Source organism: Ruegeria sp. AL2, assembly GCF_056540845.1.
In genome coordinates this window covers 169555-189557 of sequence record NZ_JBQFXM010000003.1, presented here as the reverse complement: position 1 = coordinate 189557, position 20003 = coordinate 169555, and the positions used below count along the sequence as shown (strand labels likewise).

General features: G+C 59.1%; 20 protein-coding genes. 11 read left to right on the top strand and 9 right to left on the bottom strand.

Annotated features, from left to right (window positions below):
* The first annotated feature begins 61 nt into the window (after window positions 1-61).
* The gene (locus ACR0ID_RS06750) at window positions 62-2107 is read left to right on the top strand and encodes an ATP-binding protein (RefSeq protein WP_480604507.1); all 2046 of its coding nucleotides are present in this window, start codon (window positions 62-64) and stop codon (window positions 2105-2107) included.
* A gap of 76 nt (window positions 2108-2183) precedes the next feature.
* Here the strand turns inward: ACR0ID_RS06750 and ACR0ID_RS06745 are convergent, their stop codons facing one another.
* Window positions 2184-2630 (bottom strand): DUF4174 domain-containing protein, encoded by a 447-nt coding sequence (locus tag ACR0ID_RS06745; protein WP_480475841.1) that lies wholly within the window; start codon window positions 2628-2630, stop codon window positions 2184-2186.
* 168 nt (window positions 2631-2798) lie between these two features.
* Between ACR0ID_RS06745 and scpA the strand changes: the two genes are divergently transcribed.
* The 6 genes from scpA to ACR0ID_RS06715 all read left to right on the top strand — a co-directional run bounded on the left by scpA (window position 2799) and on the right by ACR0ID_RS06715 (window position 8261).
* Window positions 2799-4925 (top strand): methylmalonyl-CoA mutase, encoded by a 2127-nt coding sequence (gene scpA / locus ACR0ID_RS06740; RefSeq protein ID WP_480554051.1) that lies wholly within the window; start codon window positions 2799-2801, stop codon window positions 4923-4925.
* A 104-nt stretch (window positions 4926-5029) separates the two neighbouring features.
* Window positions 5030-5632, top strand: coding sequence for a VOC family protein (locus tag ACR0ID_RS06735; RefSeq protein ID WP_480516222.1), 603 nt, complete (start codon window positions 5030-5032; stop codon window positions 5630-5632).
* Window positions 5629-6117 (top strand): N-acetyltransferase family protein, encoded by a 489-nt coding sequence (locus ACR0ID_RS06730; protein WP_480516224.1) that lies wholly within the window; start codon window positions 5629-5631, stop codon window positions 6115-6117. Before ACR0ID_RS06735 ends, ACR0ID_RS06730 begins: the two co-directional genes overlap by 4 nt.
* 45 nt (window positions 6118-6162) lie before the next feature.
* Entirely contained in the window at window positions 6163-6843 is a 681-nt protein-coding gene (locus ACR0ID_RS06725; RefSeq protein ID WP_480604505.1) for a TerB family tellurite resistance protein, read from the top strand.
* Between the two features lie 4 nt (window positions 6844-6847).
* On the top strand, window positions 6848-7849 hold the full coding sequence (locus tag ACR0ID_RS06720; protein WP_480604503.1) for an endonuclease/exonuclease/phosphatase family protein: 1002 nt from the start codon (window positions 6848-6850) through the stop codon (window positions 7847-7849).
* Window positions 7850-7886: 37 nt separating this feature from the next.
* Complete coding sequence (locus ACR0ID_RS06715; protein ID WP_480604501.1) at window positions 7887-8261, top strand: hypothetical protein; 375 nt, start codon at window positions 7887-7889, stop codon at window positions 8259-8261.
* Between the two features lie 12 nt (window positions 8262-8273).
* On the opposite strand, the gene ACR0ID_RS06710 is transcribed toward ACR0ID_RS06715, so the two are convergent.
* The 5 genes from ACR0ID_RS06710 to ACR0ID_RS06690 form a co-directional block, all read right to left on the bottom strand.
* Window positions 8274-9818 (bottom strand): Ppx/GppA family phosphatase, encoded by a 1545-nt coding sequence (locus ACR0ID_RS06710; RefSeq protein ID WP_480604500.1) that lies wholly within the window; start codon window positions 9816-9818, stop codon window positions 8274-8276.
* A gap of 49 nt (window positions 9819-9867) precedes the next feature.
* On the bottom strand, window positions 9868-10557 hold the full coding sequence (locus ACR0ID_RS06705) for an HdaA/DnaA family protein (protein WP_480604499.1): 690 nt from the start codon (window positions 10555-10557) through the stop codon (window positions 9868-9870).
* Complete coding sequence (locus ACR0ID_RS06700; protein WP_480475855.1) at window positions 10558-11631, bottom strand: AI-2E family transporter; 1074 nt, start codon at window positions 11629-11631, stop codon at window positions 10558-10560.
* 89 nt (window positions 11632-11720) lie between these two features.
* The gene (locus ACR0ID_RS06695; protein ID WP_480604497.1) at window positions 11721-12695 is read right to left on the bottom strand and encodes an isopenicillin N synthase family dioxygenase; all 975 of its coding nucleotides are present in this window, start codon (window positions 12693-12695) and stop codon (window positions 11721-11723) included.
* Window positions 12695-14059, bottom strand: a complete 1365-nt coding sequence (locus tag ACR0ID_RS06690) for an FAD-dependent oxidoreductase (protein ID WP_480604496.1) — start codon at window positions 14057-14059, stop codon at window positions 12695-12697. Before ACR0ID_RS06690 ends, ACR0ID_RS06695 begins: the two co-directional genes overlap by 1 nt.
* Before the next feature lie 167 nt (window positions 14060-14226).
* Here ACR0ID_RS06690 and proS point away from each other — a divergent pair, with 167 nt between their 5' ends.
* A complete protein-coding gene (proS, locus tag ACR0ID_RS06685) occupies window positions 14227-15567 on the top strand; it encodes a proline--tRNA ligase (RefSeq protein WP_480481934.1) in 1341 nt (446 codons plus the stop codon).
* Window positions 15568-15693: 126 nt separating this feature from the next.
* Here proS and ACR0ID_RS06680 read toward each other — a convergent pair whose 3' ends face one another.
* The gene (locus ACR0ID_RS06680) at window positions 15694-16053 is read right to left on the bottom strand and encodes a hypothetical protein (RefSeq protein ID WP_480604494.1); all 360 of its coding nucleotides are present in this window, start codon (window positions 16051-16053) and stop codon (window positions 15694-15696) included.
* A 355-nt stretch (window positions 16054-16408) separates the two neighbouring features.
* On the opposite strand from ACR0ID_RS06680, the gene ACR0ID_RS06675 reads away from it, so the two are divergent.
* Complete coding sequence (locus ACR0ID_RS06675) at window positions 16409-17704, top strand: lipoprotein-releasing ABC transporter permease subunit (RefSeq protein ID WP_480604493.1); 1296 nt, start codon at window positions 16409-16411, stop codon at window positions 17702-17704.
* Window positions 17697-18383: an ABC transporter ATP-binding protein gene (locus ACR0ID_RS06670; protein ID WP_480516242.1), complete on the top strand. Its 687-nt coding sequence runs from the start codon at window positions 17697-17699 to the stop codon at window positions 18381-18383. Before ACR0ID_RS06675 ends, ACR0ID_RS06670 begins: the two co-directional genes overlap by 8 nt.
* Here the strand turns inward: ACR0ID_RS06670 and ACR0ID_RS06665 are convergent.
* Entirely contained in the window at window positions 18367-18804 is a 438-nt protein-coding gene (locus ACR0ID_RS06665; RefSeq protein ID WP_267366019.1) for a DMT family transporter, read from the bottom strand. The genes ACR0ID_RS06670 and ACR0ID_RS06665 overlap by 17 nt on opposite strands.
* 97 nt (window positions 18805-18901) lie before the next feature.
* Here ACR0ID_RS06665 and ACR0ID_RS06660 point away from each other — a divergent pair, with 97 nt between their 5' ends.
* On the top strand, window positions 18902-19315 hold the full coding sequence (locus tag ACR0ID_RS06660) for a c-type cytochrome (RefSeq protein ID WP_480604491.1): 414 nt from the start codon (window positions 18902-18904) through the stop codon (window positions 19313-19315).
* Here the strand turns inward: ACR0ID_RS06660 and ACR0ID_RS06655 are convergent.
* Window positions 19312-19998 carry a hypothetical protein gene (locus ACR0ID_RS06655; RefSeq protein ID WP_480604489.1) on the bottom strand — a complete coding sequence of 229 codons (687 nt, stop codon included), beginning with the start codon at window positions 19996-19998 and terminating at the stop codon, window positions 19312-19314. The two genes, ACR0ID_RS06660 and ACR0ID_RS06655, sit on opposite strands and share 4 nt — an antisense overlap.
* Window positions 19999-20003 lie beyond the last annotated feature (5 nt).

The following is a 20003-nucleotide window of genomic DNA, read 5'->3' as shown; positions in this document are numbered from 1 at the left end:
TGGGGATCGTTCCCTGCGGCGGCGTTTTGCGTTTTCGGAACACCAAGCCAAAGGACGTTTCATGTTCAATAAGATCCTGATCGCCAATCGGGGCGAGATCGCCTGCCGGGTCATCAAGACCGCCCGCAAGATGGGTATCGGCACCGTTGCCATTTATTCGGACGCGGACAAGAACGCGTTGCATGTGTCGATGGCCGACGAAGCCGTGCATATCGGTCCGCCCCCGGCGAACCAGTCCTACATTGTGATCGACAAGGTCATGGATGCCATCCGCAAAAGCGGCGCGCAGGCGGTTCATCCCGGCTATGGCTTCCTGTCGGAAAATTCGAAGTTCGCCGAGGCGCTCGAGGCCGAAGGTGTCGCCTTTGTCGGTCCCCCTGTTGGTGCAATCGAAAGCATGGGCGACAAGATCACTTCGAAGAAGATCGCACAGGAGGCCGGAGTTTCGACGGTTCCGGGTTACATGGGGCTGATCGAGGACGCGGACGAGGCGGTCAAGATCTCGAACGAAATCGGTTATCCGGTCATGATCAAGGCCAGCGCCGGTGGCGGTGGTAAGGGCATGCGCATCGCGTGGAGCGATGAAGAGGCGCGCGAAGGCTTTCAGTCGTCCAAGAACGAAGCCGCAAACTCGTTCGGAGATGACCGGATCTTCATCGAAAAATTCGTAACCCAGCCGCGCCACATCGAAATTCAGGTTCTGTGCGACAGTCACGGAAATGGCATTTACCTGGGCGAGCGTGAATGCTCAATCCAGCGCCGGAATCAGAAAGTGGTGGAAGAGGCGCCGTCACCCTTCCTTGATCCCGAAACCCGCAAGGCGATGGGTGAACAGGCTGTCGCTCTGGCCAAGGCCGTGAACTACGCAAGTGCAGGTACGGTCGAGTTCATCGTGGACGGAGACAAGAACTTCTACTTCCTCGAAATGAACACGCGCCTGCAGGTGGAACACCCTGTTACGGAACTGATCACCGGCGTCGATCTGGTCGAGCAGATGATCCGTGTCGCAGCGGGTGAAAAGCTTTCGATAACGCAGGAGGACGTGACCCTGACCGGCTGGGCGATTGAAAACCGTCTGTATGCGGAAGACCCGTATCGCAACTTCCTGCCGTCGATCGGTCGTCTGACCCGGTATCGCCCGCCGCAGGAAACCGCGGCTGGTCCGTTGCTGGTCAACGGCAAATGGCAGGGTGAAGCACCAGAAGGCGAAACCGCCGTGCGCAATGATACCGGCGTCTACGAAGGCGGCGAGATCAGCATGTATTACGACCCGATGATCGCCAAACTCTGCACCTGGGCGCCGTCCCGCGAAAAAGCTATCGAGGCGATGCGCGTGGCGCTGGACAGTTTCGAAGTGGAAGGCATCGGTCACAACCTGCCGTTCCTGTCGGCAGTTATGGATCACCCAAAGTTTGTCAGCGGTGACATGACAACGGCCTTCATTGCTGAAGAATACCCAGACGGGTTCGAGGGCGTCACGCTGCCCGAAGCTGATCTGCGCCGGATTGCTGCTTCCTGCGCGGCCATGCACCGCGTCGCCGAAATCCGGCGCACCCGCGTGTCGGGGCGGATGGACAATCACGAACGCAAAGTAGGCAAGCGCTGGGTTGTGACATTGCAGGGACAGGAGTTCGCCGTGCAGGTCAACGCCGACAAAGAGGGGTCAACGGTCAAGTTTGAGGACGGACCGTCCTTGCGTGTCGCCTCGGACTGGACGCCGGGCGATCAGCTGGCGGTTCTGGACGTGGATGGCAGCCCGCTGGTTCTGAAAATCGGCAAGGTCTCGGGCGGGTTCCGTGTTCGCAACCGGGGCGCTGACATGAAAGTGCATGTGCGCCGCCCACGGCAGGCGGAACTGGCCAAACTGATGCCGGAAAAACTGCCGCCTGATACCTCGAAGTTGCTGCTCTGCCCAATGCCGGGCCTAGTCGTGAAGGTCGATGTCGAAGTGGGGCAGGAAGTGCAGGAAGGTCAGGCGCTTTGCACGATTGAGGCGATGAAGATGGAAAACATCCTGCGCGCTGAAAAGAGGGGCGTGGTCGCCAAGGTCAATGCAGGTCCCGGTGACAGCCTTGCTGTGGACGACGTAATCATCGAGTTCGAGTGACCATGTTGGCGCTTTCGATATACATTCCAACGTTCCCGGCGCATCGCGCCGGGGCCATTAGGTGTGGCGAAAGCGTTCAGCCCCCTTCGCGCCGGTCGCGGATCTCGCGTTCGCGCAGGGGGGTCTTGTCGATAGACCTGCCAATCTCACGCACGCTCCACGGGCTGGGTTTGCGCAATTTGACCACACCGTCCTTGTCGACGAACACCATCTGGAAACCACGCGGCCGCAGCTTGGTCCGGATCGGGGACCGGGCAGACGGGTCCGTGTCTGTTAGCACGATGACATCGCGGTCGCGCATGGCTGCTTCTTCTGCGACAAGCATATCGATCTGCTGCTGGAACCGCGGATCGGCAGGCGTGTCAGCAAAAACCACGATGGGGCGTTTGACCCACAAGAACTCGCTGAGTTCACTTTCACCCACCGGGCGGACAAAACTGTCATCAGACGGCGCGGTTCCGTCTGCCGCCAGGGCAGCCAGAGGGATTAGTGCCGAGAAAACAAAGGCAAGCGTGCGTGTCATGTGGCCTCCTGTTCTTTCGAATATAGCCCCTGTGCCCGCGATTGCGACCGGCGATTTGCGCCGGGTGACCACATTTTCGCGCTTGCACCTGAATGAACAGGCCAAGTGCAGGACTTTGGCGCGGACGCTTTCAGCGACCGCCATCCGTATTGACGAGAGGAAATCGAAATGACCGACACGAAGGACTGGAAAGCGCTTGCCGAGAAAGAGCTGCGCGGACGTCCGTTGGACGACCTGACCAAGGAAACGCTGGAAGGTATCGCGGTCAAACCGCTTTACACCCAGGAAGACACCGCCGATCTGCCGCATATGGGGTCTTTGCCGGGATTTGGCCCGTTTACCCGCGGTGTCAAGGCCACGATGTATGCCGGGCGTCCGTGGACGATCCGCCAATATGCGGGTTTCTCAACCGCCGAGGAATCGAACGCGTTTTACCGACGCAACCTGGCAGCAGGCCAGCAAGGCGTTTCGGTTGCCTTCGATCTGGCGACACATCGCGGCTATGACAGTGATCACCCACGCGTTGTTGGCGATGTCGGTAAGGCAGGCGTTGCGATCGACAGTGTCGAGGATATGAAAATCCTGTTTGACGGCATCCCGCTGGACAAGGTCTCGGTCTCGATGACCATGAATGGCGCGGTTGTTCCGATCCTGGCAAGTTTCATTGTTGCGGGTGAAGAACAGGGTCACGACAAATCTGTCCTGTCCGGCACCATTCAGAACGACATTCTGAAAGAATTCATGGTGCGCAACACTTATATCTACCCGCCTGAACCGTCGATGAAAATCATCTCGGACATCATCGAATACACGTCGAATGAGATGCCCAAGTTCAACTCGATCTCGATCTCGGGCTATCACATGCAAGAGGCCGGGGCGAACCTTGTTCAGGAACTGGCCTATACGCTGGCCGATGGGCGCGAATACGTCCGTGCCGCGACTGAGGCCGGAATGGACGTGGACAAGTTCGCGGGCCGTTTATCGTTCTTCTTCGCCATCGGCATGAATTTCTTCATGGAGATCGCCAAACTGCGCGCCGCACGCACGCTCTGGCACCGGGTAATGACCGAGTTTGGGGCAAAGTCCGAACGTTCAAAGATGCTGCGCACCCATTGCCAGACTTCCGGCGTTTCGCTTCAGGAACAAGACCCTTACAACAACGTCATCCGTACCGCCTATGAAGCGATGAGCGCAGTTCTGGGTGGCACCCAGTCGCTTCACACAAATGCTCTGGACGAGGCAATTGCGCTGCCCACCGATTTCTCGGCCCGCATCGCGCGAAACACGCAGCTTGTGCTTCAGGAAGAAACCGGTGTGACTGATGTGGTCGATCCGCTGGCCGGTTCTTACTATGTCGAAAGCCTGACCAATGAACTGGTCGAAAAAGCCTGGGCCCTGATGCAAGAGGTCGAGGAGATGGGTGGCATGACCAAGGCCGTTGCCTCGGGTATGCCCAAGCTGCGCATCGAGGAAAGCGCAGCCCGCCGTCAGGCCATGATTGACCGGGGCGACGAAGTGATCGTCGGCGTCAACAAATACCGCAAGGAACAGGAAGACCCGATCGACATTCTGGATGTCGACAACGTCGCCGTTCGCGAGGCGCAGGTGGCGCGGCTGGAACGCATTCGCGCGACCCGTGATGAAGCCGCGTGCCAAGCCGCGCTGGACGCCCTGACCAAGACCGCCCAAGAGGGCGGAAACCTGCTGGCCGCTGCGGTCGAAGCCGCCCGCGCCCGTGCATCCGTAGGAGAGATCAGCATGGCAATGGAGAAAGAATTCGGCCGCCACCGCGCCGAGGTGAAAACCCTGGCCGGTGTCTATGGCGCTGCTTATGAGGGCGACGAAGGCTTTGCCGCGATCCAGAAATCCATCGAGGACTTTGCCGAGGCCGAGGGTCGCCGCCCGCGTCTGCTGGTGGTCAAGATGGGGCAGGACGGGCATGATCGCGGTGCCAAGGTCATCGCCACGGCCTTTGCTGATATCGGTTTTGATGTGGACGTTGGCCCGCTGTTCCAGACGCCCGCCGAGGCCGCGCAGGACGCGGTGGACAATGACGTGCATGTGGTCGGCATTTCCTCGCAGGCGGCGGGGCATAAAACACTGGCACCGCAGCTGGTGGAAGAGCTGAAGAAAGCAGGGGCCGACGATATCATCGTGATCTGTGGCGGGGTGATCCCGCAGCAGGATTACCAGTTCCTGTATGACCATGGGGTCAAGGCTATCTTTGGTCCGGGCACCAACATTCCCGAGGCCGCTCAGGACATTCTGCGCCTGATCCGCCAAGCACGGCCCTGACCCAAGGCAAGACTTTCAACGAAAGCTCTTGTGATCCCGCGCCAATGGCGAAAACATGCGACCGGATCCCTTCGGGGCCGGTCGTTTTTCGCAGGAGGGTGCGCATGTTACTCGATCATCTGGCCGTCGCGGGCGAAACGCTTGAAGAAGCGTCTGCGCATATCGAACAGGCGCTTGGCGTTGCGCTGCAACCCGGTGGGAAACACGAAAAATTCGGGACACATAACAGGCTGCTGGGTCTCAGGGATGGGCTCTATCTCGAAGCGATTGCCATCGATCCGCAGGCGCAACCTCCGGGCAGGCCGCGATGGTTCGATCTGGACAATTTTCAGGGCGGCCCGCGTTTGACGAACTGGATATGCCGGGTCGAGGATATCGAGGCCACGCTGTCGATCTTCCCAGATGGTACCGGAGAGCCCATCGACCTGACCCGCGGCGCGTTGCAATGGCGCATGGCGGTTCCGCCAACGGGGCGCTTGCCGTTCGACAATCTGTTTCCCGCCCTTATCGAATGGAAAGGCGACCTGCACCCAGCAAACATGTTGCAGGACAGCGCGTGCCGGTTGCGACGCCTGGTTGTCTATCACCCCGACGCCCTGACACTGGCCCGTCAACTGGGTGAACTGGATCATGTGGTGTTCGACACCGGCCCCGCGGCTTTGCAGGCAGAGATCGAGACAGCTCATGGGCTTCGGGTGCTGGAATGAACATTCGCCCGGCCACAGCGTCAGATGCACCAGCCATTGCCCGGATCACCAATGCGATCATCCGGGACACTTTGGTCACTTTCACGACGGACGAGCGCAGCGCCGCCCAGATTGCCGAAGATATCAAGGCACGCGTGCCTGGTTATCTGGTTGCCGAGCACGACAGCCACGTTATCGGCTTTGCCACATATGGCCCTTTCCGAACCGGGCCCGGTTATGCGCAAACATGCGAACATACGATCCAGCTGTCACCGGATGCGTGGGGCAAAGGGGTGGGACGTGCGTTGATGTCAGAGCTGGAGGAAATCGCGCAATCCCAAGGCGTTCATGTTCTGGTCGCGGGCATATCCTCGGCCAATCCGGGGGCTGAGGCGTTTCATGCCGCACTTGGCTATTCGAAAGTTGGGGTGATGCCCGAAGTCGGGTTCAAATTCGGCCAGCGTCTGGATCTTGTGCTGATGCAGAAAATTCTTGGTGCTGAATGACCCGTTGGACCTGACAGTCCTGAATTGTGACGCTAGGGTGCGGTCATGTCGATCTGGACCCGCATATCCGATGCGCTGAGCGCGCTTGCCCAAGGCGAAAGCCTGACCGCAGTTTTTGAAAAACTACGCTCGCCACCGGAGCGGTCCGTGGCCTTTACGATTGCGGTCATCGCACTGGGTGCCAAAATGGCCAAGGCAGACGGTCAGGTGACCCGTGATGAGGTCACCGCCTTTCGCGACGTGTTTCAGATCGCGCGCGAAGATGAGGAAGGTGCAGCCCGAGTCTTCAACATGGCCCGAACGGACGTGGCGGGATATCAGGACTACGCGCGCAAAATCGCACGCATGTTCTCGGAAGACAGCACAACCCTGTGTGACTTGATGGAGGGGCTTTTTCACATTGCGATGGCGGACGGTTTCTATCATCCGAACGAAAACGCATTTCTCGAAGATGTCAGCCAGATCTTCGGACAAACCGACGCGCAGTTCAAAGCGCTGCGGGCGCGCTTTGTTCCGGATGCGCCAAACGATCCTTACACGGTTCTGGGGGTTCCACATAACATGCCGCTGCCCGACATTCGCAAGGTCTGGCGGCAGCTGGTTCGGGAAACGCACCCCGACGCCATGATGGCCCGGGGTGTCCCCGAAGAGGCGATCCGGTTGGCCGAGAAAAAGATGATCGACATCAATCGTGCCTGGGATGAAATCAACGGTGCGCGGGCCTGATTAGATGCGGCTGGCGACCTATAATATCGAATGGTTCGCCAATCTGTTTGACCAGAAAGACAGGCTGATCGTCGATGACAGCTGGTCTGGCAGGCACGACGTCACCAAAGCGCAGCAGGTCGAAGCGATTGCCAAGGTTCTGACCGCAATTGACGCTGATGCGATTGTGATCGTCGAGGCGCCCAACACCGGCAGACGCCAGAACACGGTTCGGGCCCTGCAAGCCTTTGCCGAAGCGTTCAACTTGCGCACGTCTGATGCGGTGATGGGCTATGCAAACGACACGCATCAGGAACTGGCATTGCTCTATGACAGAACGGTGCTGAGTGTTCGCCATGACCCCAAGGGAGATATTGCAGATACGGCAGCCCCCCGGTTCGATGGCGTGTTCAAAATCGACCTCGATATCGATGCGACCGAGGATGTCGTACGGTTCTCCAAACCGCCGATGGAACTGGAAGTGACGACGCAAGCCGGGCACAACATCCGCCTGATCGGGGCACATCTGAAATCCAAGGCACCGCACGGTGCCGAATCGCGGGACGAGGCGATCCGGATCTCGATTGCCAATCGCCGCAAGCAGCTGGCGCAAGCGATCTGGCTTGCACGGCGCGTCGAATGGCATGTTGCGCAAAATCAGCCCGTCATTTTGCTGGGCGATCTGAACGATGGCCCCGGGCTGGATGAGTTTGAGCACCTCTTTGGCCGCTCGTCGGTCGAGGTATTGCTGCAAGCCGGATTGTTCGATCCGAACGCCGTCACAGCCTACAGGTTTCGGCCCGGGCCGGTGCCTGCCACTGCGCGCTTTGCCCGTCCGGAGGAAGGTAAATTTCTGGACGCTTTGCTGGATTACATAATGATTACCGCGGACCTGCAAGCATATCGCCCGTCCTGGCGTATCTGGCACCCGTTTCAGGATGCCGCCTGTTGGGCTGAACCGGAATTGCGGCAGGCGCTTTTGACGGCCTCCGATCATTTTCCGGTCACGCTTGATATTGAACTGTGACCTTTCCAGCCTGCCACACGGGCCTTATATGTCAGGTATGACACGCATTTTGCTGATCGGTACGATCTCAATGTTCCTTGCCGCGCCTGCGATGGCGCAGGAAGACAATGAAAAATCCCTGTTGGAGCAGGGGGCCGAACTGTTTTTCGAAGGCCTGCGCAAGGAAATGGAACCGGCATTGGAAAACTTGCTGGGTCTGGCGGAAGAGCTTGGCCCGGCAATGCAGTCATTCTTGCAGCAGATGGGCCCGGCACTTGCTGAACTGGCGGCTGAGGTCAAGGACTGGAGTGTTTATGAACCACCCGAGATCCTGCCCAATGGCGATATCATTATCCGCAGAAAACCGCCCCAAGAGCCTTCTCAGCCCGAAAAGCAAGATATCGAGGTGCCCAAGGGACCCACAGATATCTGACCCGCTCAAGAGTCAGCCTTTGACAATCACGCGAGTCTGAGATTTCAGCGCCGCTGCCAAAGCGTTCAGCCGGGCTTCAGCCACTTCGCTGAACAGGGGGGCAGCGGTTTCGGGCAGATACAGTTCCAGCTCTCGCTTCTTGGGGAAAAACTTGAGCTGCCCCATATTGGCATCGTTGTGCATCCACAGCATCGCGCCAAAGCGCATGGCCTTGCCCAGGATCTCGGCCTGTTTCTGGCTATTTTCGTCCAGCAACTCGTAAAGCCGAGAGAACCGGTTGCCTTCCCGCTTGTTGCGATAGCGGTGTTGCAGTGCCAATCCGATGAAGACACGCTCGGAGTGCTTCAAGCCACCAAGATTGGCGCGCGTGACGTTGTCGAAACACACCTCGGCCCGATAATCGGGATGCGCGCGCCAGCTTACATCATGCAGCAGGCAGGCCGCTTTGATCAGGCGCACCCTGCTGGGCGGTGCGGATCTGAACAGCGGGATGACAAAATCATAGAGATTGCTGCCAAATCCGGGCAGGCGGGCGTCCTTTGCTTCCGAGAACCGGCTGGCTTCGATCAGCGGGTCGCGGTCGCGCACTTCCTGCGGCATCTGCTCATACAACAAGCCCTCGCGGATACCATAGCTTGAGATGGCGATATCTTTGGGTTTGAACGTGCGGATCAGCCGCGCCAGAACATCCATCGCATATGGGATAAGCGCCATGCGCGAACTGGACACGCCCGCCTGAGCACGCAGCTTTTCGCTATCGTGTTTTTCGATGTATTTGATCGTCTCGCGCACCTGTTTGGTGGTCATGCGGTATTCATGCAGCACGTTCAGCGGATAGCCCCGCCGCAGCATGTCCAGCCGCGCAAAGGCCCGCCAGCTGCCGCCGACCAGAAATAAACGGTCCCGCTGCTGGCCCATCTGATTGCGCAGATCCTCCATCGTTTCCTTGATATGCGCTTTTCGCGCACGTCGCCCGCCTTTGATGTCACGCAGTTTCAACGGCCCAAGCGGCGAGGTCACGCGGCGGCCGACCTGACCACCGCCTATTTCGGCCAATTCCATCGACGACCCGCCGATATCGCAGATCAGTCCATAAGCTCCGGGCCACCCCAACAAGACACCCTGCGCCGACAGGCGGGCTTCTTCGTCACCGTCAATGATGGCCACCTGCAAACCGGTTTCAGCCTGCACCTGATCGCAGAACTCGGGCCCATCCGAGGCTTCGCGCACAGCAGCGGTGGCCACAACATGCAAACCGGGCAAATCCAGATCCATTGCCAGGTGCTGGAACCGTCGTAGGGCCGACAAGGCGCGGTCGCGGCCACGCGGGTTCAGTCGTCCGGTTTCGGACAGGCCTGCCCCCAGTTCGCACATGACCTTTTCATTGTAGAAATAGGCCGGTGATCGCGCCGCCCCGTCGAAAATGACCATCCGGACCGAGTTCGACCCGACATCGACAACCCCGACGCGGGATAGTGCCCGTGCATCCGGTTTGTCAAACAGGGGCTTTCCGATTGTTCCCCAGTCCGGGATATAGGTTTCGACGGTCTGATCCATGTGCCTTCCAGATTGTCCTGTTTGAGGATGCGAAATTGACGTCAGCGGGTCAATCATTGGTCTCGACCTCATCCGGGGCCGTGTTCAGTACGCGAATGGCCAGCGCGCGTGTAATGTCGCGTTTTTCTGCCAGGGCCAGTTGGTCCAGTTGGGATACAACGTCGGCTGCGCTTTCAAACCGCCGGTCCATATGCTTGACAAGATAGGCGATGACATCGGGGCCGGGGTTGAGCTGCCTGTCGACAAACAGCTTGGCAAGAACCGCGCCCAGCAATGCGTCGTCGGGCGGATCCAGTGCGACGTGATGGGCACCTTCGACCCGGCTTTGCAGGTCGGCCAGCGGCAACTCCCAGAATTTTGGTGCAAGACGGCCGGTCATCAGCAAGGGGTGCCCCTCGGCCAGAACAAGGTTATGCAGGTGGAACAGCGTTTTTTGCTGCTCGAGATCACCGGTTATCAAAGGCACGTCTTCGACCGCGATCGGCATACGCGCCAGGTCTGGCACATCGTCATATCGCAGGTCTCTGGCCTGAAGGATACGCCCGCCGGTTTCAGCGGCCCAGACATGGGCCAGATGGGTTTTGCCCGCGCCGGAGGGCCCGCTCAGTACCAGCTTGTTGCCGGGCCATGACGTGGCCGAGATCATTGCCACCGCCAGCGCATTGGCCGGTGACACAAAGAAATCCTCTCGCCCGAGCGCAGTTTTGGCGGGCAGATCAAAGCTGAGTTGTCGGGCCATTTACTCGGTTTCCTGATCCAGACCTTCAAGACCAGTGTACAATCTGCTGTCGAGGTATAGCGATGTGGCAAAGCGGGCCAACACGCCCAATGCCGCGGCGACCGGGACAGCGATCAGCATGCCGACGAAGCCGAACAGCGCGCCAAAGACCGACAGGGCCAGCAGCAACCAGACTGGATGCAGCCCGACAGAGCTGCCGACCAGCTTGGGTGTCAGGAAGTTCCCCTCGGTGACTTGTCCAATGGCAAAGATACCCGCGATCAGCCCGATATGAGCCCAGTCGCCCCAGAACTGAAACAGCGCAAGCCCGATTGCCAGCGAGCCTCCGATAAGGGCGCCCAGATAGGGAATGAACGTGACCAAGCCCGCGATAAAGCCCACAATCAGACCGAATTGCAGTCCAGCAAGCATCAGTGCGACCGCGTAATAGCTGCCAAGGATTAGGCAGACCGTTCCCATGCCGCGCACGAACGAGGCCAGAACCGCGTCGATCTCTCCGGCAAGCCGCCTAATGATGGGTGCATGGTCACGTGGCAGCAGCTCTCCGATGCGGGCGGTCATGCGATCCCAGTCCAACAGCAAGTAGACGGCCACGACCGGGACAATGACCAACAGAACAACGATGTTGATCGCGGAGCCCAGCGAGGTCAGCAGCGTCTGCATAACGTCGCCGGTCTTGGATTTCAGCGTTTCGCCAAAGGACACCAGCATCGCGTGCGTGCTTGAGTCCCGGTCAAGCAAGGACGGGAACTGTTTTTCTATGAAACTGCGCAACTGTTTGAACAGATCGGGCAGTACATCGACAAGATCCAGCAACTGGGTGATCAGCGCAGGGACCACCATCAGAATTGCCAGTACAAACCCCAGAACACCGACGACCGTGATGACTGCCGTGGCGGCCATACGCGACAGGCCCAACCGCTCCAGCCGGTCAGCGACCGGATCCAGGAAATAGGCAATGGCCCCGCCGATGACAAAAGGCAGCAAGACATCCCCAAGCGCCCACAGGATCAACGCGAAAACCGCAGCGGCGATGCTCCAGTATCTCAGCTGATCCTTAACCGGCAAAGCCATGGCGATCCCCTTGTTCAGGCCCTTGCAGGTGTTCTTGGCGCATCAAAGCCCATGATGCAAGCGGTTCATGGCGCTTGGGTTTGCAGGGGTCAGCCGCGCAAGGTTCCCAATTCAGGTGTGTCTTCGGTGGCGGTCTCATCGGGCCAGTTCGTGCGCCAAATCTCGGCCGACCAGTGACCGCAATGAACCGCCGGACGGTCAAAGCCAAGCAGGGGCGGCAGCAAAGGCGCGACGACGACGTCGTGACGGGGCACCGCGAAATAGGGAAAAGAATACCGTTCCCGCCCCGATCGGTTCACAACCCGATGCGGCGTGGATTTCAACCGCCCGCCCGACCACAGCTCCAGCATGTCACCGATATTCACCACGAAACCACCGGGCGGGCAATCGGGCGTGATCCAGCCACCGTTGCGGGTCTGCACCTCAAGCCCGCCCACCGGATCGGGGGCAATGATGGTCAAGGCGTCGGTATCCTTGTGCGGATGGATACCATAGCCTGCCTCATCCTCGGCCTGTGGCGGGTAATGCAGCAGGGTCATGTTGGTCATCGGGGCCCGGAATGCACTGCGCAGCGCGTCGGCTTTCAGATCCAGTCCCGCCTCTAACGCGCCCAGCAACAGATCGGTGACGCGATCCAGTTGCCGCCAGTAACCCAGAATGACCTCTTTCGCACCGGGTACACCGTCGGGCCAGATGTTTGGCCCGTATAACGCGCAATCCTCACGCACCGGGTCGTCTGCTGCGACCTCGTGATGCAGTTTGTACCCCTCGTACTTGTCGGCCTTGCCCGAGCCATCATTGGGTGTGAAAAACCCCATGGGTATATAGCCGCGATAGTTGGCACGGGTGATGGCCTGATCCCATTTTTGTGCGTCATCGACGGCAAAAATCTGTCGGGTGATCTGGCGTACCTGATCCACGGTCTGCCGGGATACGCCTGTCCCGGTGATCGACAAAAAGCCGATCCCCTGACAGGCCGCAAGGATGTCTCGGACCGTCGCGTCATAGGCTGCGGTTCCCGGGGCAGTCAAAGGCGCAATATCAATCGTTGGGATACTGTCCATCAGTGAATCCTCACCCCCTGGCGTTGCAGTTCAGCTCGAACCGGTGCCAGATTCAGCTGGTCCAGCTCCTGATTGCTTTTCAGTGAGACCGCAGCGGCGATGCCCGCGCCCTGACCTAAGACCGCGCAACAAGCCATGTTTCGGGTTGCGGCATGTGCCACCCGGTCCGCGCCATGCGACCGTCCTGCAACCAGCAGGCCTTTGATGCCCTTGGGCAGCATCGAGCGATAAGGGATTTGCATGTACCGCCCCGTAGTTGGCAGGATCAGGATGCCATAGCCGTCGATGAACTCGGGATAGATGCCGATCGTATCCTCGAACCGGCCCTGATGGCGGGCATCGTTCTCGGTCATGTTGTAGACCGCGTCGATCTTGCGGGTGTCGCGGATGCCGATGGTCATACCGAAATTCCGCAAACGTGCGTTTTCGCAACCGGGCATGAACCGTCGCAGCGCCTCGATGGCCAGCATGGTCTGGCGGCGACCTTCAATCTCGCCGCGCGTCAGGCTGTCGGGATCGGTGCCGTCAACCTCGGCCAGATGGATGAGGTTCATGTATGTCAGCTCGCCCGTGTCATGCATCGCGCCCCAGGTGCCGGCGATGGTGTTCAGATGCGGCGGGATCAGCCCCTGATCGATTGCTTGCTGGAACGGTTTGTGCACGAAGGGTGAGAACATGTCGTCCTCTTTCCCGCTGGTTTCGATATTCCACTCACCGCCGCCGCCCCAGTCCTTGTAGGTCTGCGGGTCAGCTTTCACACCTTCCATAAAGGCCCGCTTGTCGACGCCCGCCAGATGAAACATGACCGAAGCCGCCATCATGTCCTCGCGCGGAGTTTTGTGGGTCGGCGCACCCGCGCGATGGGCCACATCCGCGTCGCCGGTGGCATCGATGACGACCTTGGCCAAAATCGCTTCGCGCCCGGCCTTGGATTCTGTGATGACACCGGTGATCCGGTCGCCTTCCAGGATCGGGGACACGAATTGCCGATGCAACATCGGATGCACGCCCGCTTCTTCGACCAGCTTGTCGGCCACCAGTTTGAAGCCTTCGCTGTCCAGCTCATAGCTCAGGGACTGGCTTTCCGGAACGGCGGCTCCCATCTCCTTGGCGCGGGTTTCAAACTCCATCCCGATGCCGCCTGCCTCGACGGTTTGCTCGTGCCGGTACCAGGCAAATCCTTCGACGCCGACGGCAGTGATATTGCCGCCCATGCAGCCGAAACGATCAACCAAAGATACCTCGGCCCCCGCACGTGCCGCCGCAAGCGCTGCTGCCAACCCGGCAGGGCCGGAACCAACGACCAGAACATCGGTTTGATGAATGACGGGGATTTGGCGTGCGGGTTCCAGAATGGTCTGCATCGGCGCCTCATGGAATTTGCGTTTCCGCTACCATGGCAGTCCCGATTGGCGGGTCAATCAAAAAACCGACTGCCGCAAGGTCGGAAAACACCAATGCGCGATTGCCCCCGGCGGGGCTTTGGCATAATCACCTGTCCAGTCGAATTCTTACCTTTGAAGGTCCGTCCATGCGCCTGAGCCGTTACTTTCTGCCCGTTCTCAAGGAAACCCCGTCCGAGGCTCAGATCGTCAGCCACCGGCTGATGCTGCGTGCAGGGATGATCAAGCAGGCCTCTGCCGGGATATATTCCTGGTTGCCGCTGGGCTTCAAAGTGCTGCGCAAGCTGGAAAACATCGTCCACGAAGAACAGGCGCGGGCCGGTCACATCGCGATTCAGATGCCTATAATCCAGTCGGCGGATCTGTGGCGTGAATCCGGGCGCTATGATGACTACGGTCAAGAGATGCTGCGGATGAAGGACCGTCATGACCGCGACATGCTGTTCACGCCCACAGCCGAAGAACTGGTGACCGATATTTTCCGCGGCCACGTCAGCAGCTACAAGGACCTGCCGCTGACCCTCTACCAGATTCAGTGGAAGTTCCGCGATGAAATCCGCCCGCGTTTTGGCGTGATGCGGGGGCGCGAGTTCTATATGAAGGACGGATACAACTTCGACCTGACCAAGGAAGATGCGCTGCACGCCTACAACCGCCATCTGGTCAGCTATCTGCGCACCTATGAACGGATGGGACTTCAGGCGATTCCGATGCGCGCCGATTCAGGCCCCATCGGTGGTGATGACACGCATGAGTTCCTGGTTCTGGCCGATACCGGTGAATCCGAAGTTTTCTATGACAGCGCTGTCACTGATCTGACCTTTGGCGATCGCGACATCGATTATGACAACCGCGAACAGTGTCAGGCCATTTTGGAAGAGTTCACTTCGAAATACGCCCGCACTGATGAAACCCATGATGAAGCGCTGTTCAACCAGATACCCGAAGAACGCCGCCGCGTGGCGCGCGGCATCGAGGTGGGCCAAATCTTCTACTTTGGCACCAAATACTCCGATCCCTTGGGTGCAACTGTCCAAGGCCCGGATGGCAAACCGGTTCCGGTTCACATGGGCAGCCATGGTATCGGTGTCAGCCGCCTTGTCGGTGCGATCATCGAGGCCAGCCATGACGATAAGGGCATCATCTGGCCTGAGGGCGTGACCCCGTTCCATTGCGGTATCGTCAACCTCAAGCAGGGCGATGAAGAAGCCGATGCAGCCTGTGACAAGATCTACACGGCGCTGACGGCTTTGGGTCTGGAGCCGCTCTATGACGACCGCAACGAACGCGCAGGCGGCAAATTCGCCACGATGGACCTGATCGGTCTGCCCTGGCGCATCACGGTTGGCCCGCGTGGTCTGAAGAATGGTGTGGTTGAACTGACCTGCCGCCGTACCGGCGAAAGCGAGGAACTGAGCCCCGAGGCGGCCGTTACCAAAGTTGCTGAGATTTACCAGCAGATCGCCTGAGCCACCATCCGTTGCTGCATTAAGCAGGCGTTGAAACACGCCCCGTGATCTGGAAGGGGTGCCGGAAGCTCAGATCTGGCGGCCCTTCCCAAGCTACCTGAATTGACCGCGTCAGTCGGCAGGTTCTCAGTTTTGATCCGGCGTCGGGCGCTCGGCCAGGACGTCTCCGTTAGCTCCGTCACCTGTCGCCACAACAATCGGGCGGCCAAGGCGGCTGATCAGTTCGCGAAACTCGATATCCAGAAAGCGCAATCCGCAAATCCGCGCATCAGTTGCCCGATCCGTGATACACAAACGGCCTTGACGGAAAACCAGACGATATCCTTTGTCTTTCAGGATGTCTGCCAAATTGCCCCAGCTCGCCGCAGTGACAAAGATCGGCCGGATGGCCGCGCGCAGCAAAGCTGCGGTTTCACAATCCAATTCTGTTGAAGCCTGACGGGTCGAAATTGCACCCGCACCATTGGTTGAAATTTGCAAATTCATTGAGCGACCCCCGCTCTTTAAATGTGTTCCCCCATGGTTAGGGTGGCAAAGTTTCTGAAAATAATCAAAAAGAGTAATAAAATTTCGCACTTATTGTTGCCTTTACGATTCAGTGGCTCACGATGTGCGATGATTAACGTCATACCTGAAACAATCACCTTCTGTCTGTGATGCGCTTCACAACTCATGGTGTAGCGCCCGAATTAGAAGACACCTGTTTTGCACGTGTATTTTGGTCATGTCCTGCAACGATTCGGCTCATTCAGGCTGAGGAGCCAGTTCAGAGTGACAACCGGCTTGACCATTGGGCGAAATGCCGAAAGGGTCGCCGCAAACAAAAAAACCCGGAGCAGGCATGGCCAAGACACCCCCGCCCTTTGCCCCTTTTGAATGGAAAATCGCCTGGCGATATCTGCGCGCGCGCAGGGCCGAAGGCGGTGTCAGCGTGATGACATGGATCTCTTTGATCGGGATCACGCTTGCCGTGTTTGCGCTGATTGCAACGCTGGCTGTCCGTTCAGGTTTTCGCTCTGAATTCGTCGGCACCATCCTGGGCGCCAATGCGCATGTGACGGTCTATTCCTCGGGCGAATTTGACGCGCAGGGCCGGGTGGATCGGACAATTGCCGACTACAACGAACGCACCGACCGTATTGCGCAGGTGCCCGGTGTTGAGCGCGCCGCACCGCTTGTGAAGGGGCAGGTGCTGATCACCAACCGCGACAGCAGCAGCGGGGTCGAGGTGTTTGGCATCCGACCCGACGATCTGCTCGACCTGCCGGGTATCGCGCAGGCGGAACAGGCGGCGGGGGACCTGTCGGGCTTCCAGACGGGTGAGGATGTCATCGCCATTGGATCGGGTGTGGCCCGCAGCATCGGGGCCACTGTCGGGGATGTGGTCAAACTGACCTCGCCCAACGGGGTCAAAACCGCTTTTGGTACTTCACCGCGCGTGAATGCCTATCGCGTTGTCTATGTGTTTTCGGCCGGTCGCTATGACATCGACCGCACCCGCGTCTACATGCCGTTTTCGCAGGCGCAGGGCTTTTTCAACCGTGAAGGGGTGGCGGATGAGATCGAAGTGATGGTGGACAAGCCCGAAGACCTCGGCCCGATCCTGATTCCCATTCTTGAGGCGTCGGGCGAGCGCAGTCAGATATGGACATGGCAGGACGCATCCGGCGGCTTCCTGCGCGCGCTCGAGGTTGAGGATAATGTGATGTTCATCATCCTGTCGATCCTCGTTCTGATTGCTGCGATGAACATCGTTTCGGGCCTGATCATGCTGGTCAAGAACAAGGGGCGCGATATCGGTATCTTGCGCACAATCGGCCTGAGCGAAGGATCGGTTCTGCGTGTCTTTTTCATCTGTGGTGCGTTCACCGGCCTGATCGGCACTGCAATGGGGGTCATCCTGGGATGCCTCTTTGCAATCTACATTGATCCGATCTTCTCATTCGTGAACTACGTGATGGGCGGTGGCGTGTGGGATCCGTCGATCCGCGGCATCTACGCTCTGCCGGCCGAACTGCATCTGAGCGATGTGCTCAAGGCGACGGGCCTGTCGATTGGCCTGTCTTTCATCGTCACCTATTTCCCAGCCCGCCGCGCGGCGCGGCTAAACCCGGTCGAGGCGCTGCGCTATGAATGAAGTCACCTTGCGTCTGAACGGTCTGACCAAGACCTACCTCAAAGGTACACCGGGCGAGGTGCAGGTTCTGCGTGGGGTCGATCTGGAGCTGCGCGCGGGTGAGGCCGTGGCCATGGTTGCGCCGTCCGGTGCGGGTAAATCAACGCTTCTGCACATCGCCGGTCTGCTGGATCGGCCTGACGACGGAACCGTGGAAATTGGGGGGCAGAATGTGAATGGCAAGGGCGACCGAACCAGAACGGCGTTGCGTCGGCAGGATATCGGGTTCGTATACCAATTCCATCACCTGCTGCCCGAGTTTACGGCACTGGAAAACATCACATTGCCGCAACTGGCCAATGGCGCGTCCGAAAAAGCTGCTCAGGCACGGGCGTTGGATTTGCTGGACCGTGTGGGCGTCGCCCCGCGCGCCAGTCACCGCCCTGCGGCGCTGTCGGGCGGGGAACAGCAACGCGTGGCCTTTTGCCGGGCGCTTGCCAACGCGCCGCGTGTTTTGCTGGCGGACGAACCGACAGGCAATCTGGACCCTGATACTTCGGATCAGGTGTTCGATGCCCTGATGACACTGGTGCGGGACGAGGGATTGTCGGCGTTGATCGCAACCCACAACCTCGAACTGGCGGCGCGCATGGACCGCATGGTCCGGCTTGAGGGCGGCGTGCTCAGGCCAGTTGAGTGATCGCAACACCGATGGCCATGACGGCGATACCACCCGCCCGCATCAGGGTGAGGGGTGCCACCTGCGCGCCGAACAGGCCGAAGTGATCGATTGCCGCCGCACTGATCAATTGCCCCAACAGAACAAAGAACACGGCGTTTCCAACGCCGAAATGTGGGGCGACATGGGTGATCGATAACACGTAGAACGCAATCAGGATGCCAGCGAACAACAGGTGTTTCGGGGCTTGCGCAACCTTGGACAAGGCTGCAAAACCGGGAAACAACAGCATGGTCAGCACCGAGGCGGCAAGGGCAATTGCAAACAGCACCACGGCTGCCGTTGTCGGTGATCCGATGACCTTGCCAAGGGCCGCGTTAAGAGCAGCCAGTATCGGAATTCCAAATCCGGCGGCCAGCATGATGGCTGCATATTGTGTCATTGCCCGAACCCTCTGCACCTGTTTCGTTGATCTGGATCATTGCGCTCATATGCCTGTCGGGCAACCCTGCAAATGTCAATCGTGACAGGAGGATACGATGTTCAAGGCAACGATCGGTATGCTGGTTCTCGGGGTTTCGGCTGCTACCGCACAGGCTGCCTGGGCGCAGGATGCAGCGACCGGAGAGGAACTCTATTTGCACTACTGTGCGACCTGTCACGGGATTGACGCAACCGGGCAGGGGCCGATGGCCAGCGTGCTGGTTGTTCAGCCGTCCGATCTGACTGCATTGTCTGACGAAAGCGGGGTGTTCCCGACCGCCCGCGTTGTCGCCCGCATCGACGGTAGGGACCCGCTGGTCAGCCATGGCAGCCCGATGCCGGTCTATGGCCCTTATTTCGACGGGCAGGACACATCCATGAAAACACCGGAAGGTCAGCCGATCCTGACCAGCCAGCCGATCGTTGATCTGGTGGCATATCTGGAAACCGTGCAGCGCGCACGGAACTAACTGCAAATCCCTTCGATCCTGGCTTCGCTCCATGGGATCAGGACCGGGCGCTCGCGCCCTTGTTCCGGCAGGGGCGACAGATCAAAATGGGTGCCCAGCATGTCGTGCAGTCTTTTGGTACGCTTGGCCTGGGGGGCCAATGCGCGACAGCACACGTATTCCTCGACGATCGCGCCCTGCTGTTCGAACCCGTAGGTCAGAAAATCCGGAGAGGTTTCGAGGTCGAACAGATACGGATCCCTCCGGCCTCCATGTTCCGCCGCAGCGCGCAGGGGGTGGTAACCCGTGGTCCTGCGATTCTGCCATTGCCAGACATGCGTCAGCTCATGGGCCAAAAGCATCGCGGCCAGCAGGTTCATCTGATCCGGAAATTCCGACATATAGTCCTCCAGATACCAGTCGCGGGCAAAGTAGACTTTGTTGAACAGGGCCACGGCGGCAGGTTTGCCCGTCACCGGCCCGGGGTCCACCGGGGGCAGAATGCGCTCGCGGCAGGCCAGTCGCGGGCGTTCTTCGCGGAAATACGTCACGTTGGTAACCGGGGCACCTTCGACCAGAAGGATGTGATCCAGTTCCAGGGTTTCCCCCTGAATGGTTTCCGCAAAATCGCGCTCCTGCTCAGTCAACTCACGACCGCAGGCGGCCAGCAACAAAAGAGAAGCAAAGAAAATACGCAGAACCATAAGTT

Excerpts from the sequence above, each read along its gene's own strand:
- ACR0ID_RS06750 (WP_480604507.1), top strand. The coding sequence starts at position 62 with ATGTTCAATAAGATCCTGATCGCCAATCGGGGCGAGATCGCCTGCCGG.
- ACR0ID_RS06745 (WP_480475841.1), bottom strand. The coding sequence starts at position 2,630 with ATGACACGCACGCTTGCCTTTGTTTTCTCGGCACTAATCCCTCTGGCT.
- scpA (WP_480554051.1), top strand. The coding sequence starts at position 2,799 with ATGACCGACACGAAGGACTGGAAAGCGCTTGCCGAGAAAGAGCTGCGC.
- ACR0ID_RS06735 (WP_480516222.1), top strand. The coding sequence starts at position 5,030 with ATGTTACTCGATCATCTGGCCGTCGCGGGCGAAACGCTTGAAGAAGCG.
- ACR0ID_RS06730 (WP_480516224.1), top strand. The coding sequence starts at position 5,629 with ATGAACATTCGCCCGGCCACAGCGTCAGATGCACCAGCCATTGCCCGG.
- ACR0ID_RS06725 (WP_480604505.1), top strand. The coding sequence starts at position 6,163 with ATGTCGATCTGGACCCGCATATCCGATGCGCTGAGCGCGCTTGCCCAA.
- ACR0ID_RS06720 (WP_480604503.1), top strand. The coding sequence starts at position 6,848 with ATGCGGCTGGCGACCTATAATATCGAATGGTTCGCCAATCTGTTTGAC.
- ACR0ID_RS06715 (WP_480604501.1), top strand. The coding sequence starts at position 7,887 with ATGACACGCATTTTGCTGATCGGTACGATCTCAATGTTCCTTGCCGCG.
- ACR0ID_RS06710 (WP_480604500.1), bottom strand. The coding sequence starts at position 9,818 with ATGGATCAGACCGTCGAAACCTATATCCCGGACTGGGGAACAATCGGA.
- ACR0ID_RS06705 (WP_480604499.1), bottom strand. The coding sequence starts at position 10,557 with ATGGCCCGACAACTCAGCTTTGATCTGCCCGCCAAAACTGCGCTCGGG.
- ACR0ID_RS06700 (WP_480475855.1), bottom strand. The coding sequence starts at position 11,631 with ATGGCTTTGCCGGTTAAGGATCAGCTGAGATACTGGAGCATCGCCGCT.
- ACR0ID_RS06695 (WP_480604497.1), bottom strand. The coding sequence starts at position 12,695 with ATGGACAGTATCCCAACGATTGATATTGCGCCTTTGACTGCCCCGGGA.
- ACR0ID_RS06690 (WP_480604496.1), bottom strand. The coding sequence starts at position 14,059 with ATGCAGACCATTCTGGAACCCGCACGCCAAATCCCCGTCATTCATCAA.
- proS (WP_480481934.1), top strand. The coding sequence starts at position 14,227 with ATGCGCCTGAGCCGTTACTTTCTGCCCGTTCTCAAGGAAACCCCGTCC.
- ACR0ID_RS06680 (WP_480604494.1), bottom strand. The coding sequence starts at position 16,053 with ATGAATTTGCAAATTTCAACCAATGGTGCGGGTGCAATTTCGACCCGT.
- ACR0ID_RS06675 (WP_480604493.1), top strand. The coding sequence starts at position 16,409 with ATGGCCAAGACACCCCCGCCCTTTGCCCCTTTTGAATGGAAAATCGCC.
- ACR0ID_RS06670 (WP_480516242.1), top strand. The coding sequence starts at position 17,697 with ATGAATGAAGTCACCTTGCGTCTGAACGGTCTGACCAAGACCTACCTC.
- ACR0ID_RS06665 (WP_267366019.1), bottom strand. The coding sequence starts at position 18,804 with ATGACACAATATGCAGCCATCATGCTGGCCGCCGGATTTGGAATTCCG.
- ACR0ID_RS06660 (WP_480604491.1), top strand. The coding sequence starts at position 18,902 with ATGTTCAAGGCAACGATCGGTATGCTGGTTCTCGGGGTTTCGGCTGCT.
- ACR0ID_RS06655 (WP_480604489.1), bottom strand. The coding sequence starts at position 19,998 with ATGGTTCTGCGTATTTTCTTTGCTTCTCTTTTGTTGCTGGCCGCCTGC.